General features: G+C 60.8%; 13 protein-coding genes. 7 read left to right on the top strand and 6 right to left on the bottom strand.

What is annotated here, in order from left to right:
• Window positions 1-7: 7 nt before the first annotated feature.
• The 6 genes from JHX88_RS00495 to JHX88_RS00520 all read left to right on the top strand — a co-directional run bounded on the left by JHX88_RS00495 (window position 8) and on the right by JHX88_RS00520 (window position 5,843).
• Window positions 8-664 (top strand): TorD/DmsD family molecular chaperone, encoded by a 657-nt coding sequence (locus JHX88_RS00495; RefSeq protein ID WP_076522844.1) that lies wholly within the window; start codon window positions 8-10, stop codon window positions 662-664.
• Window positions 661-852 carry a twin-arginine translocation signal domain-containing protein gene (locus JHX88_RS00500; RefSeq protein WP_076522304.1) on the top strand — a complete coding sequence of 64 codons (192 nt, stop codon included), beginning with the start codon at window positions 661-663 and terminating at the stop codon, window positions 850-852. The genes JHX88_RS00495 and JHX88_RS00500 overlap by 4 nt, the downstream gene beginning before the upstream one ends.
• A gap of 70 nt (window positions 853-922) precedes the next feature.
• A complete protein-coding gene (locus tag JHX88_RS00505; RefSeq protein WP_076522305.1) occupies window positions 923-3,901 on the top strand; it encodes a formate dehydrogenase subunit alpha in 2,979 nt (992 codons plus the stop codon).
• A gap of 12 nt (window positions 3,902-3,913) precedes the next feature.
• Window positions 3,914-4,507 carry a formate dehydrogenase FDH3 subunit beta gene (gene fdh3B / locus JHX88_RS00510; RefSeq protein WP_076522306.1) on the top strand — a complete coding sequence of 198 codons (594 nt, stop codon included), beginning with the start codon at window positions 3,914-3,916 and terminating at the stop codon, window positions 4,505-4,507.
• Between the two features lie 22 nt (window positions 4,508-4,529).
• Entirely contained in the window at window positions 4,530-5,711 is a 1,182-nt protein-coding gene (locus JHX88_RS00515) for a formate dehydrogenase subunit gamma (RefSeq protein WP_076522307.1), read from the top strand.
• A 6-nt stretch (window positions 5,712-5,717) separates the two neighbouring features.
• A complete protein-coding gene (locus tag JHX88_RS00520) occupies window positions 5,718-5,843 on the top strand; it encodes a hypothetical protein (RefSeq protein ID WP_272848143.1) in 126 nt (41 codons plus the stop codon).
• Window positions 5,844-5,942: 99 nt separating this feature from the next.
• Here the strand turns inward: JHX88_RS00520 and fdhF are convergent, their stop codons facing one another.
• Together fdhF and JHX88_RS00530 are read right to left on the bottom strand one after the other, a co-directional pair.
• Window positions 5,943-8,714, bottom strand: a complete 2,772-nt coding sequence (fdhF, locus tag JHX88_RS00525; protein WP_076522308.1) for a formate dehydrogenase subunit alpha — start codon at window positions 8,712-8,714, stop codon at window positions 5,943-5,945.
• Complete coding sequence (locus tag JHX88_RS00530) at window positions 8,711-10,432, bottom strand: NAD(P)H-dependent oxidoreductase subunit E (RefSeq protein WP_076522309.1); 1,722 nt, start codon at window positions 10,430-10,432, stop codon at window positions 8,711-8,713. Before JHX88_RS00530 ends, fdhF begins: the two co-directional genes overlap by 4 nt.
• 147 nt (window positions 10,433-10,579) lie before the next feature.
• Here JHX88_RS00530 and JHX88_RS00535 point away from each other — a divergent pair, with 147 nt between their 5' ends.
• A complete protein-coding gene (locus JHX88_RS00535) occupies window positions 10,580-10,807 on the top strand; it encodes a sulfurtransferase TusA family protein (RefSeq protein ID WP_076522846.1) in 228 nt (75 codons plus the stop codon).
• A 3-nt stretch (window positions 10,808-10,810) separates the two neighbouring features.
• On the opposite strand, the gene JHX88_RS00540 is transcribed toward JHX88_RS00535, so the two are convergent.
• Genes JHX88_RS00540 through JHX88_RS00555 form a run of 4 tightly spaced genes read right to left on the bottom strand, consistent with a single transcriptional unit; the run spans window position 10,811 to window position 14,050 of the window.
• Window positions 10,811-12,058 (bottom strand): molybdopterin-binding protein, encoded by a 1,248-nt coding sequence (locus JHX88_RS00540; protein ID WP_076522310.1) that lies wholly within the window; start codon window positions 12,056-12,058, stop codon window positions 10,811-10,813.
• The gene (gene mobB / locus JHX88_RS00545) at window positions 12,055-12,546 is read right to left on the bottom strand and encodes a molybdopterin-guanine dinucleotide biosynthesis protein B (protein ID WP_076522311.1); all 492 of its coding nucleotides are present in this window, start codon (window positions 12,544-12,546) and stop codon (window positions 12,055-12,057) included. Before mobB ends, JHX88_RS00540 begins: the two co-directional genes overlap by 4 nt.
• Complete coding sequence (mobA, locus tag JHX88_RS00550) at window positions 12,543-13,190, bottom strand: molybdenum cofactor guanylyltransferase MobA (RefSeq protein WP_076522312.1); 648 nt, start codon at window positions 13,188-13,190, stop codon at window positions 12,543-12,545. Before mobA ends, mobB begins: the two co-directional genes overlap by 4 nt.
• On the bottom strand, window positions 13,187-14,050 hold the full coding sequence (locus JHX88_RS00555) for a formate dehydrogenase accessory sulfurtransferase FdhD (RefSeq protein WP_084202705.1): 864 nt from the start codon (window positions 14,048-14,050) through the stop codon (window positions 13,187-13,189). The genes mobA and JHX88_RS00555 overlap by 4 nt, the downstream gene beginning before the upstream one ends.
• Between the last annotated feature and the right edge of the window lie 117 nt (window positions 14,051-14,167).

Raw genomic sequence — 14,167 nt, forward strand, 5'->3', positions numbered from 1 at the left:
TCAACGAATGAGTGCCGCGCATGAAATCCAGGTAGCCGAGGAAGATCGCCTGAGGGCCGAATTGTACAATTTCCTTGGCTTGATATTGGCGCACTCGCCTGATGCGAGGTTACTGTCGCAGATCGCCGGGCTGACCGGCGATGACAGCGAGATCGGCAAGGCCACCGTTGCGCTTGCGAAACTCGCCCGACGGACCAGCCCGACATCGGTCGAGTCAGAGTATAATCGGCTTTTCATCGGATTGGGGCGGGGCGAATTGTTGCCTTATGCCAGCTATTATCTGACCGGGTTTCTGAATGAAAAGCCGCTGGCGCAATTGCGGCGGGACATGGCAGCACAGGGCCTTGCGCGTGCCGAGAATGTTTTTGAACCCGAAGATAATATCGGCAGCCTGATGGAGATGATGGGGACGCTGATTGACGGTCAATTCGCCGCACCGGCGGATCTGACAACGCAAAAGAATTTCTTCAACCGGCATATCGCGCCATGGGCGGCGCATTTCTTCACGGATCTGGAAGCCGCCAAAAACGCGGTTTTCTATGCCCCGGTGGGCAAGCTCGGCCGGGCATTCATGGAGATCGAAGCCGAGGCGTTCCGCATGAGTGCATCGCCATCCGCATCGCTGGCGGGCAGCCGCCAGAACCATAGAGGAGACCTTCAATGACAAGGAAAAGCGACGAGACGACCAGCCGCCGCAACTTCTTGAAACTGGCCGGGACGACAGCGCCGATCGCGGCGGTGGTCACTCTGGCGAGTGGAACGGAGACAGAGGCCAAGGAAGCCGACCTGTCCTCGGACAGGATTCAGGATACCGCGCATACACGCGCCTATTACCACTCTGCCCGGTTCTGATCGGGACAGGGGAGGATGAACCGACCAGCAAGCCACACCTCCGCGGTGGAGCCAGCAAGGGAGATGAAACATGTTGAGGAAAAAGACCAACGGGGCTGCACGACGCCCCCTTCGGGCAAGTATCCTTTCCGAGGTAGGTCATTCCTCGGTTGATCGCCGCGCTTTCTTGCGTGGCTCGGGTCTGGCGATCGGCGGGTTGACGGCAATCGCGGCCTCGGGCGGCTCGGTTACCAGGGCAAACGCGCAGACCGCTGCCGAAACCGCGGTCGAGATCAAGAAATCCGTTTGCACGCATTGCTCTGTCGGTTGCACGGTCATGGCCGAAGTCTCTGACGGCGTCTGGATCGGGCAGGAACCGGGTTGGGACAGCCCGTTCAACCTTGGTGCGCATTGCGCCAAGGGGGCTTCGGTTCGTGAACATGCCCATGGCGAGCGCCGCCTGAAATATCCGATGAAGAAGGAAGGCGGAGAGTGGAAGAAGATCAGCTGGGATCAGGCGATCGATGAAATCGGCGACCAGATGATGGCGATCCGCGACGAAAGCGGGCCGGACAGTGTCTATTGGCTGGGAAGCGCCAAGCATAGCAACGAGCAATCTTACCTGTTCCGCAAATTCGCGGCCTACTGGGGCACGAACAATGTCGACCACCAGGCGCGGATTTGCCATTCGACCACGGTTGCGGGGGTTGCGAATACATGGGGCTACGGCGCCATGACCAATTCCTACAACGATATCCACAATTCGAAGGCGATCTTCCTCATCGGCGGCAATCCGGCCGAGGCGCATCCGGTCTCGTTGCTGCATCTGTTGAAGGCCAAGGAGGAGAACAACGCACCCCTGATCGTCTGCGATCCCCGCTTTACCCGGACGGCGGCTCATGCCGATGAATATGTCCGCTTCCGCCCCGGCGCCGATGTGGCGATGATCTGGGGACTGTTATGGCATATTTTCGAGAATGGCTGGGAGGACAAGGAGTTCATCCGCACCCGTGTCTGGGGAATGGATCAGATTCGCGAAGAGGTCGCCCGGTGGACGCCAGAGGAAACCGAGCGTGTCACCGGTGTTCCGGGCAGCCAGATGGAGCGGGTGGCAAGGACTCTTGCCAACAATCGCCCCGGCACGGTGATCTGGTGCATGGGTGGCACCCAGCACAGCAATGGCAACAACAACACGCGCGCTTATTGCATACTTCAACTTGCGCTTGGGAATATGGGTGTCGCGGGTGGCGGCACCAATATCTTCCGCGGCCATGACAATGTGCAGGGCGCGACCGATCTGGGCGTGCTGGCCGATACCTTGCCAGGCTATTACGGGCTTACCCCGGGTTCATGGGCGCATTGGGCACGGGTCTGGCAAGAAGATCTCGATTGGCTCAAGGGCCGCTTTGTCACCATGGAAGGGGCGGATGGCGCGGAAGTTCCCATGATGGAACAATCGGGAATTCCGGTCAGCCGCTGGATCGATGGCGTGCTCGAGGCCAAGGAGAACATCGAACAGCCCGACAATACGCGGGCCATGGTGTTCTGGGGTCACGCACCGAATTCGCAAACGCGCCTGAAGGAAATGAAAACGGCGATGGAGAAGCTCGACCTGCTGGTCGTGGTCGATCCATATCCGACCGTTTCTGCGGTTCTGCATGACCGCGAGGACGGGGTTTACCTGCTGCCCGCCTCGACTCAGTTCGAGACACGGGGTTCCGTCACCGCGTCCAACCGTTCCCTGCAATGGCGCGAACAGGTTGTCGCCCCGCTGTTCGAGAGCCTGCCCGACCATGTCATTATGGCGAAATTCGCGAAGAAGTTCGGCTTTGCAGACCGGATGTTCCGCAACATCGCCATGGATGGCGAAGAACCGAATGTCGAGGACATCACGCGAGAGTTCAATCGGGGCATGTGGACTGTCGGCTATACCGGCCAATCGCCGGAACGGCTGAAGCTGCACATGGAGAACCAGTATACGTTCGACCGCACGACCCTGCGTGCCGTGGGTGGTCCGGCGGATGGGGATTTCTACGGCATGCCCTGGCCTTGCTGGGGAACGCCAGAGATGAATCATCCGGGCACTGCGCTGCTCTACGATATGTCGATTCCCGTGGCCGAGGGAGGGCTGACCTTCCGTGCCCGCTTCGGGGTGGAACGCGACGGCGACAACCTGCTGGCAGAGGGGGTCTATTCGGCCGGTTCCGAGATCGAGGATGGCTATCCCGAATTCACCATGCAGATGCTTCGGGATCTGGGTTGGGATAGCGATCTGACGCCCTATGAACGGCGAATGATCGAATACGTCGCCGGGTTCATCGATGAGCTCCCTGCGGCTGATGCCGAAGTGGGCGAACAATCGCAAACGGGTGAATACCCTTCCGATTGGGCCGACAAGATCGGAGGCGTAAACTGGAAAACAGATCTTTCAGGGGGCATTCAGCGGGTTGCGATCAAGCATGGTTGCGCCCCGTTCGGAAATGCCAAGGCGCGGACGGTTGTCTGGACATTCCCCGACCCGGTGCCCCTGCATCGCGAGCCTCTTTATACCAATCGTCGCGATCTGGTGGAGGACTATCCGACCTATGAGGACAAGACCTTCTGGCGGGTGCCGACCATGTATGCCTCGATCCAGAAAAACGACTTCTCCAAGGATTATCCGATCATCCTGACCTCGGGCCGACTGGTCGAGTACGAGGGTGGGGGTGACGAGACGCGCTCCAACCCCTGGCTGGCCGAATTGCAGCAGGACATGTTTGTCGAGATCAATCCTCGCGATGCCAATAATCTTGGCGTCCGAGACGGCAAGCAGGTTTGGCTCGAAGGTCCCGAGGGGGGCAAGGTCAAGGTCATGGCGATGGTGACCGAACGGGTCGGCGAGGGCGTGGCCTTCATGCCCTTCCATTTCGGCGGACATTTCGAGGGCAAGGATCTGCGCTCGAAATATCCCGAGGGAGCCGATCCCATCGTGTTGGGTGAATCGTCCAATACGGCCCAGACCTATGGTTACGATTCAGTCACCCAGATGCAGGAGACCAAGGCGACTCTCTGCAAGATCATGCCGGCGTAAGGAGATTGGGACATGGCAAGAGCTAAATTCCTGTGTGATGCCGAACGCTGCATCGAATGCAATGCTTGCGTGACGGCCTGCAAGAACGAACATGAGGTGCCCTGGGGGATCAACCGGCGCCGCGTGGTAACGATCGAGGACGGCAAACCGGGAGAGCGTTCGATTTCGGTTGCCTGCATGCATTGTTCTGACGCGCCCTGCATGGCGGTCTGCCCGGTGGATTGTTTCTATCAGACCGAAGATGGCGTGGTCCTGCACTCCAAGGACCTGTGCATCGGCTGTGGTTACTGTTTCTACGCCTGCCCCTTCGGTGCGCCGCAATATCCGCAGGCCGGCAATTTCGGATCGCGCGGCAAGATGGACAAATGCACCTTCTGCGCCGGCGGACCGGAAGAGAACAACTCCGCTGCCGAATTTGCCAAATATGGCCGCAACCGGATCGCCGAGGGCAAGTTGCCGATCTGCGCCGAGATGTGCTCGACCAAGGCATTGCTGGCCGGGGATGGAGATACCGTTTCCGACATCTACCGTGAACGAGTGGTTGCCCGCGGCTTCGGGTCGGGTGCCTGGGGCTGGGGCACCGCCTATGAGCGCAAGGCGCCCTGATGCTTCATCGGGAGAGTTGACCATGCTGCGCCATCTGTTGGCCGTTCTGACGATCATCATCCTGACCCTGCCCGCCGCCGTGCCTGCGCAGGAAGCCGAAATCGACCGTTCCGCCACCGGCGGGGCGCAGACGCTGGATGACATTCTGCGCAGGCAGAACCAGCAGCGCCTCGATGACAGTTTCCGAAGCGATAATATCGGCGGCGAGGCTGCGACTGTTCCCGAGCTTGGCCCATTGGGCGGTGCATCGGATTCGGATCTGTGGCGGGCGATACGTTACGACAAGGCCGATATCACCGTGTCGACCCGAAACGAGACCGGCAAGGTCCTTGTGCAGGACGGGGGTATGTGGTGGCTGGAATTCCGGGAAGGGCCACTGGTGAAATATGGAAGCTGGCTGCTTTTGGGAACTATCGTCTTACTGGTGGTCTTCTACCTGCTGCGCGGTCGAGTAAGGGTAGAAGGCGGCATGTCCGGGCACACCATCACCCGGTTCAAGTTCATCGAGCGCATGGCGCATTGGCTGCTGGCCGGTTCATTTATACTTTTGGGGCTGACCGGCCTGCTCAGCCTGATGGGCCGGATGTTCATCGCCCCTTACCTGGGCCGCGAAGTCAACGCGAGCTTGCTACAGGCGTCGAAATTCATCCACAACAATGTCGCATGGGCGTTCATGCTTGGCCTTGTGATGGTGTTCGTCATGTGGGTCTGGCACAATATTCCGAACCGTCTTGACCTGACATGGTTCCGCTATGCCGGGGGTATCGTCGGCAAGACTCATCCCCCGGCCAAGAAGTTCAATGCCGGTCAGAAAATCGTTTTCTGGTCGGTGATCCTGCTGGGCGGGTCGATTTCCTTGTCAGGGCTGTCGCTCCTGTTCCCTTATGAGCTGCCGCTATTCGCCAAGACCTTCGGTATCCTGAACGATATCGGCCTGCCGGGCTGGTTCGGTATGGAGCCCCTGTCTGCCCGCATGTCCCCGCAAGAGGAAATGCAATATGCCCAGCTTTGGCACGCCATCGTGGCATTCGGGCTGATGGCGGTAATCATCGGGCATATCTATATCGGCACGCTCGGCATGGAGGGTGCGTTCGATGCGATGAAGGACGGCGAGGTTGACGAAGCCTGGGCGCATCAGCACCATTCGATCTGGCTCGAGGAAGAAAAAACCAGAACGGCGGGCGCCGCCACCCCTGCGGAGTAGATTGCAATGAAGGCAGTGCTGACCGGGCTCATCGTGATGATTGCCGTCAGTCTCGGCGCCTGGCTGGTGCTTGGCGAAACGGGGTTCTCGTCGCAAGAGGTCTATTCCAGCCCGAATGTCCGGCTGGATTGAGGGTTGGCCCTCGCGAATGAAAGCCCTGCTTCTTCTTCATGAAAATATCCCGCGAGGATCCGGGGGGCGCGGAACTCCCCGGCCATCGCGGGACGCAGGTTACGCCGCCGTCACCTTCACGGCAGCGAATTTGAACTCCGGTATCTTGCCGTATGGGTCCAGCGCCGGGTTGGTCAGGATATTCGCCGCCGCCTCGACAAAGGCGAAAGGCAGGAACACCATGTCCGGCGAGACCGCACGGTCAGAGCGGGCCATCAGGGTGATCTCTCCCCGCCGGGTTGCCAGCTTGACCGAACCGCCCGCCTCGACGCCCAGCTTGCGCAGGGTCGAAGGATGCAGTGAACAATTGGCCTGCGGCTCGACCGCGTCCAGCACCCGCGAACGGCGTGTCATCGAGCCGGTATGCCAATGCTCCAACTGCCGCCCAGTGGTCAGGATCATCGGATATTCGGCGTCGGGTTGCTCGTCCGGGGGGATGACGCTTGCCGGGGTGAACCGGGCGCGCCCGCTTTCACGCGGGAAGCCATCGCCAAAGACGATACTCTGCCCTGGGTCCTCGGGGGACAGGCTCGGATAGGTCACGGCATTTTCCGTCGCGAGACGATCCCAGGTGATATTGTCCAGCGAGGGCATGCCACGCTTCATCTCGGCAAACACTTCCGAGGGATGGGTGTAGTTCCAGTCCAGTCCCAACCGCCGGGCCAGATCCACGGTGATTTGCCAATCCTCGCGCGCCTCCCCCGGTGGGGTCGCGGCAGCGCGGCCCATCTGCACCTGCCGGTTGGTGTTGGTCACGGTGCCGTCCTTCTCGTAGAAAGCGGCTGCGGGCAGGATGACATCGGCGTAATTGGCGGTCTCGGTCAGGAAGATGTCCTGCACAACCAGATGCTCCAGCTTGGCCAGGGCATCGCGGGCATGGGTCACGTCCGGATCGGACATGGCCGGGTTTTCGCCCAGGATATACATGCTCTTGATCTCGTCCGCATGGATCGCATCCATGATCTCGGTCACGGTCAGACCCTTCTGGGCGCTGAAATCGTCCGATTGCCAGATCTCGTTGAACGCCGAGCGGACACCATCATCTGTAACGTCCTGGTAATCCGGCAGGAACATCGGGATCAGACCAGCATCGGAAGCCCCCTGAACATTGTTCTGACCGCGCAGGGGATGCAATCCGGTGCCCGGCCTGCCGACATTGCCGGTCATCAGGGCAAGATTGATCAGGCAACGCGAATTGTCGGTGCCGTGAACATGCTGCGATACGCCCATTCCCCAGAAGATCATCCCGGCCTTCGCTGTGGCGAATTCGCGTGCTGCCTGACGAATCGTTTCAGCATCGACGCCGGTTAATTCTTCCATCGTCTCAGGAGCGAATCCGGCAAGATGCTGTTTCTCGACTTCCCAATTCTCAGTGAAGCCATCGATATATTCCTGGTCGTAAAGCCCTTCCTCGACGATCACGCACATCATTGCGTTCAAGAGCGGCACATCCGCTCCGGGGCGGAATTGCAGCAGATGGGAGGCAAACCGTTTCAGCGATTGCGCACGGGGATCCATCACGATCAGCTTTCCGCCACGCTTGGTGAATTGCTTGAAGAAGGTCGCGGCGACTGGATGGTTCTCGATCGGGTTCGCGCCGATGACGATGGCGACATCGGCATTCTCGATCTCGTTGAAGGTCGCGGTCACAGCGCCGCTGCCGACATTCTCCATCAGTGCCGCTACCGATGAGGCATGACAGAGACGCGTGCAGTGATCGACATTGTTGTGACGGAAGCCCTGACGGATCAGCTTCTGGAACAGGTAGGCTTCTTCATTGGTGCATTTGGCGCTGCCAAAACCGGCGACCGCTTCGCCGCCCTCGGTATCGCGGAGCCGTGCCATGCCGCCTGCCGCGAAATCGAGTGCCTCATCCCAGCTTGCCTCGCGGAAATGGGTGAAGGGATTGGCCGGATCGACGTTCAGACCTTTTTCGACACCCTCACGCCGGATCAACGGCTTGGTCAGGCGGTGTGGGTGGTGGATATAGTCATAGCCGAAGCGGCCCTTGACGCAGAGCCGGCCCTCATTGGCGGGACCGTTGATGCCTTCGACATATTTGACATTACCATCCTTGAGCTTGAGCGACACTTGGCAGCCGACGCCGCAGAATGGGCAGATCGACTGCACCTCTTCATCGAAGTCCTTGCTGTCGCCATGCTGCTTGTCATCCAGGACTGTTGCGGGCATCAATGCGCCGGTCGGGCAGGCCTGCACGCATTCGCCGCAAGCGACGCAGGTGCTGTCGCCCATCGGGTCGTCCATATCGAAGGTCGGGAAACTGTCATGCCCACGACCGGCCATGCCGATCACGTCATTGACCTGAACATCGCGGCAGGCGCGGACGCAGAGGTTGCACTGGATACAGGCGTCCATATTGACCCGCATGGCGACATGGCTGTCGTCCAAAAGCGGGATGCGGCTTTTCTCAACCTGCGGGAAGCGGCTTTCCTCGACACCGTTCAGTTCGGCCATGTCCCAGAAATGGCTACCCGAGTCATGGGCCTCGGCCCGTTCGGGCTGATCGGCCAGCAAAAGCTCCATCACCATGCGTCGTGATTTCTCGGCCCGTTCGCTGGCAGATTTGACCTCCATGCCTTCGGACGCGGCGCGGCAGCAGGATGCGGCCAGAACCCGTTCGCCCTCGATCTCGACCATGCAGGCACGGCAGTTGCCATCGGGTTGATAGCCCGGCGCGGGTTTGTGGCATAGATGCGGGATGGTGATGCCACGGCCATGCGCGGCCTCCCAGATGGTAGTGCCTTCGGGGACAGTGACCTCTTCGCCGTCGAGCGTGAAAGTCACCTGTTTGATGTCAATATGATCCTTCATGCCTTGTCCCCGTCTTTCCGGCCGCCGCCGACTTCATCCGCAAAATGTTCCATCACCAACCGGATCGGGTTGGGCGCGGCCTGGCCAAGCCCGCAAATCGAGGCGTCGATCATCACGTCGCACAGGTCGTCCAGCAGAGGCTTGTCCCATTGATCCGCCTGCATCAGCTTGACCGCTTTCTCGCAGCCCACCCGGCAGGGGGTGCATTGTCCGCAGCTTTCCGATTCGAAGAACCGCAGCATGTTGAGCGCGACCGCCTTGGCGCTGTCCTTGTCGGACAGGACCACCACTGCCGCCGAGCCGATGAAAGTGCCATGTGGCTGCAACGTGTCGAAATCCAGCGGCACATCGTCCAGCGATGCGGGCAGCAGGCCCGATGAAGGACCGCCCGGCTGATAGGCCTTGAACTCGTGACCTTCGGTCATGCCTCCGGCGGCCTCGATCAATTCGCGGATCGTGGTGCCAGCGGGCAGGAAATAGACCCCCGGATTAGCGACCCGGCCCGACAGCGAATAACTGCGCATCCCCGTGCGGCCGTTATGCTCGACACCGGAGTTGAACTGATGGCCCTCGCGGCAGATACGAGCGACCAGGTGCAATGTTTCTACATTATGAACCAGCGTCGGCTGGCCGAAGACACCGTCCTGCGCGACATAAGGAGGCCGTAGCCGGGGCAGACCGCGCTTACCTTCGATCGATTCGATCATCGCGGACTCTTCGCCGCAGATATAGGCCCCTGCGCCGCGCCGCAGGTCTATATAGCCCGGCTCCACGATGCCTGCCTGTTCGAGAGCAGCGATTTCCTTTTTCAGGATCTTCAGAACGGCGGGGTATTCATCGCGCATATAGAGGAAGCACTTCTCTGCCTCGACCGCCCAAGCCGCGATCAGCATGCCCTCCAGCATCAGATGTGGCTCGCGTTCAAGATAATAGCGATCCTTGAACGTGCCCGGTTCGCCCTCGTCGCCGTTCACGGCAAGGTAACGCGGTCCCGGATTGGCACGCACGAAGCCCCATTTCTTTCCTGATGGAAAACCTGCCCCGCCCATGCCGCGCAGACCGCCGTCCAGCAATTCCTGCTGGATCTCTTGCCAGTCGCCGCTTTTGCGCAGTTCCGCAAGCTTGGTATAGCCGCCGCCCGCCTGATAGGCGATGAAGTCCTGATATTCGGGGATGATCGGGTGCAGGTCGCCGCCGGCGATGGTCTTTTCGATTATCTCCGGCGTTGCGAAATCGACATGGCGATGGCCGATCTCTGCCACGGGGGCGGTGTCGCAACGACCCATGCAGGGTGCGCGCAGAACACGGATTCGTGACGGGTCGTGGCCTGATTGGAGCGCGTCCAGCAGAGCTTCTGACCCGGCAAGCTCGCAGGACAGCGAATCACAGACGCGGATGGTCAGGTCAGGTGGCGGGGTTTCGTCCTCGGTCACCGGATCGAAATGGGCATAGAACGTGGCGACTTCCCAGACCTCGGCCATCGACAACCGCATTTCTTCGGCAAGGGCACGCAGATGCGCGGCCGACAAGTGGCCGTATTCGTCCTGAATCAAATGCAGAAATTCTATCAGCAGGTCGCGGCGGCGCGGTTTGTCTCCTAAAAGCGCCCTGACCTGATCCCATGCGGTGTCATCCAGTTGGCGGCCCTTGGGGGTGCCACGTCCCTTGCCGTTTCCACGGCCTGAGCTCCAGATGCCTTTTTGCTGATCAAGTGCCATAATTTCCTGCCATTGTGGTGGGGCTTTGTGGAGTTTGTGGGCCATTATACCACGGCTGGTCAATATCGACATACCGTCATACGATAGAAGATATCTATCAATAAGACGGTTATGGACAGCGCGAATAAGCAAGCCTATCACGTCCATATGACATGGGATCAGGAACTTGATGCGCGGGGCCTTCTATGTCCATTGCCGGTCCTGAAGGCACGCAAACGCCTTCAGGGCATGGCGGCGGGCGAGGTGTTGCGTGTGGTGGCGACGGATCCGGCTGCGGTGATCGACGTGCCGCATTTCTGCGCGGAATCCGGACATGAGCTGCTTGAACAGCAGGATGAAGGCGAGGCGCAGGCCTATCTGATTCGCAAGCGGTAGGACTCAGGCCAGTCCAAAGGAGGAATAGGGCAGATACCTGACCGGGACGCCCGGTTCGATCTCGGCGGCCTCATCAGGCAGTTCCACCAATCCATCGGCCCAACTTAGCCCACTGATCCGGCCAGATCCTTCCGACGCAAAGACCTCGGCCCGGCCTTCGGCGTTCAGGCGGGCGCGCAGATATTCGCGGCGTCCGGGTTTCTTGCGCTTGGAGAAGGCGGCGGGCACGGCAAAGCCCTGCGGGACCGTCCAACCTGCCCCGGCCAATAGCGAAAGGGCGGGGCGCGCGAATATCAAGGAACAGACGAGAGCGGCGACCGGATTGCCCGGCAATCCGAAAACCGGCACGCCATCCCATTTTGCCAGGGCCAGCGGGCGTCCGGGCTTGAGCGCGATACGCCAGCTCGACAGGGTGCCATGCGATTTCAGCAGGGCAGAGACGTGATCCTCGTCCCCCGCCGAGGCTCCGCCAGAAGTCAGGATGACATCGGTGCGGCGAGCGCCATCGTCCAGGCGTTCTCTCACGGCCTCGTCGCTATCCGGCGCATGGCCGAGATCCACCGGCTCATATCCCCAGCCTGCGGCCAGTGACAGCAGCATGGGGCGATTGGCGTCCCATATCTGATGCGGGAGGGCGGGCAAGTCGGGCGCGGCGATTATTTCGTCCCCGGTCGAGAGCACCCCGACCCGCAACGGGCGATGCACCGTCACGTGCGCAATACCGACAGCAGAAAGCAGCGCCAGATCGGGAGCGCGCAATTTGCGGCCAGCAGGCAGGGCAGCGGTGCCTTCGGTGACGTCCTCGCCTGCCTTGCGGGTGTTGCTGCCTCGTTTGACAGGGCCCTCGAACATGACCGACGAGTCATCAGTGGTGGTGTCTTCCTCTAATACGACGGTATCTACGCCCTCGGGCAAGGTCGCCCCGGTCAGGATGCGGATCGCCTTGCCCTCGGGAACCGGCTGCGTCCATGGCTGCCCCGCAGCGGCCCGCCCCTCGACCAGAGGCAGGCGCTGCGGCCCGTCGCCGGTGACGGTATGAGCAAAGCCATAGCCATCGACGGCGGAATTGGGCTGCGGTGGATTCGAGCGGCGGGCGATGCACGCCTCGGCCAGAACGCGACCCGCCGCTTGCGCTGTCGCCAGGGTTTCGGTGCGGGTCACCGGCTGCAAGATGTTGCGCAACCGGTTCAGTGCGGTATCGACCGGGATCCAATCCACCCCTTGTGGCATGGCGAAATTGTCAGTTTTCATCGTGCAACCTCGCTCAGGATGAAATCGGCAATGGCGGCTGTGTCATCAAGGTCGAAAACCGGCAGCGCGGTGTCAACCGGCCCATCGGTGGCAACGGCATGGATGGTTTCGATCTTCGAGGCAAGCAGCGGGCGGTCGATGATCTGACGATAAGCTTCGATCTTCGGGTGCGGTTCATTCTTGTAGCCCTCGATCAGAACCAGATCGACCGGGGAGAGACGAGGCAGCAAATCAGCCAGTGGCGGTTCCCCAGCGCCGCGCAACTCGTGCATCAAGGCCCAACGGCGCGGCGTGGACAGCAACACCTCCCGTGCCCCCGCCTCGCGATGGCGGTGGCTGTCGCGGCCGGGCTGGTCGATATCGGTATCGTGATGGGCATGCTTGATGGTAGATACCGTCAGGCCTCGTGACGAGACTTCGGTGACCAGACGCTCCATCAAGCCGGTCTTGCCCGTATTTTTCCAGCCGGTGACGCCGTAGAGCTTCATGGGGTGGCCCCGTTCGCCAAGACTTCGGCGCGCGCCAGATCCTCGGCTGTGTTGACGTTGAAGAACGGGTCGAAGGGGACAGCGGGGAACAATGCTTCACCCGCATCGTGACGATCGGTCCATAGCACGACCTTGCGCAATCCATCATGAAGAGCGGCCCGCAGATCGTCGCGCAAGGCAACGGGCCAAAGACCGAATGTCGGGTGGCGGTTGATGCGCTTTCCTCCGGATTTCAGCGCTTCGCCATCCGCGCGCGGGGTCGTGGCCATGGCAAGAGGATGGTCTTTGCCCTCGGCGGCCAGAAAGAGCCTTGTCACCAGATCGGTGGGGAAGAAGGGCGTATCGGCGGCAACTGTCACGATCGCATCCGCGCCTTTTCCGGCAGCCCAGTCCAGTCCAGCCAGCACACCGGCCAACGGACCCGGAAAGCCGCCGATGCTGTCGGGCAGAACCGGCAGGCCGAAATCGGCGAAGCGGGTAGGATCGCCATTGGCGTTCAAGGCCAGACCGGCCACCTGCGGTTCCAGCCGCGCAATCACATGTGCCAGCAGCGATTGTCCCCCGACCCGCAGCAACCCCTTGTCACCGCCGCCCATCCGGGTCGCAAGCCCGCCGGCTAGGATGACACCAAGCGGGCGGTTCATGTTGCGGCCTTGCGGTGCTGTTTGCGGTCTTCTTCGGGGATGCTTTTCGGATCGGCGTCGCGGATCAGGCGTTCTTCGCCGCTGAGACAGACGAAGCGTTGCCCGCGCATCCGTCCGATCAGGGTAAGCCCGACACGACGTGCGATCTCGACGCCCCATGCGGTGAAACCAGAGCGCGAGGCCAGGGCGGGAATGCCCATCAGCGCCGTCTTGATGACCATTTCCGAGGTCAGCCGCCCGGTCGTGTAAAGGATCTTGTCAGCCGCACCGATATCATGGCGGAACATGTACCCGGCAATCTTGTCCACGGCATTGTGGCGGCCGACATCCTCCATGTAGACCAGCGGTCTGTCGCGCTGACATAGCACCGTTCCGTGGATCGCCCCGGCCTCCAGATACAGAGAGGGTGTGGTGTTGATCTCTTTCGCCAGCGCATAGAGCCAGCTTGTGCGGATTTCGGATTTCGGAAGGGTCAGATCTTCTAGTCCTTCCATCATATCTCCGAAAACCGTGCCCACGGCGCAACCGCTGGTGCGGGTTTTCTTTTGGAGCTTCTCCTCGTACGACGTCTCGCGTTCGGTCCGGACGACAACGGTTTCGATCTCGTCGTCGTAATCGATCCCGGTCACCCGGTCATCGGCGCGCAGCATGCCCTGATTGCGCAGGAAACCGAGGGCGAGATACTCGGGATAATCGCCGATCGTCATCGCGGTGACGATCTCCTGCCGATTGAGATAGATCGTCAGCGGCCGCTCCTCGACCACCGAAAGCGTGGTTTCCGCGCCTGTCTGGTCGGTGCCGGTGATGCGCCGGGTCAGGCGAGGGTCATGCGGGGCGGGCAGCAGCGGAAAATCGGGCATGATGTCGATGCGTTGCCTCCTCTGGCCTGAGCAATGGGTATCATCCATGCTGTCGAGCCGAGTTGCAAGGCCGTGGAATCAATCTGGCTAAAGTCTGACGGGGATGGCCCCGCAAAC

This window comes from Paracoccus saliphilus (assembly GCF_028553805.1).
Classification (GTDB): Bacteria; Pseudomonadota; Alphaproteobacteria; order Rhodobacterales; family Rhodobacteraceae; genus Paracoccus; species Paracoccus saliphilus.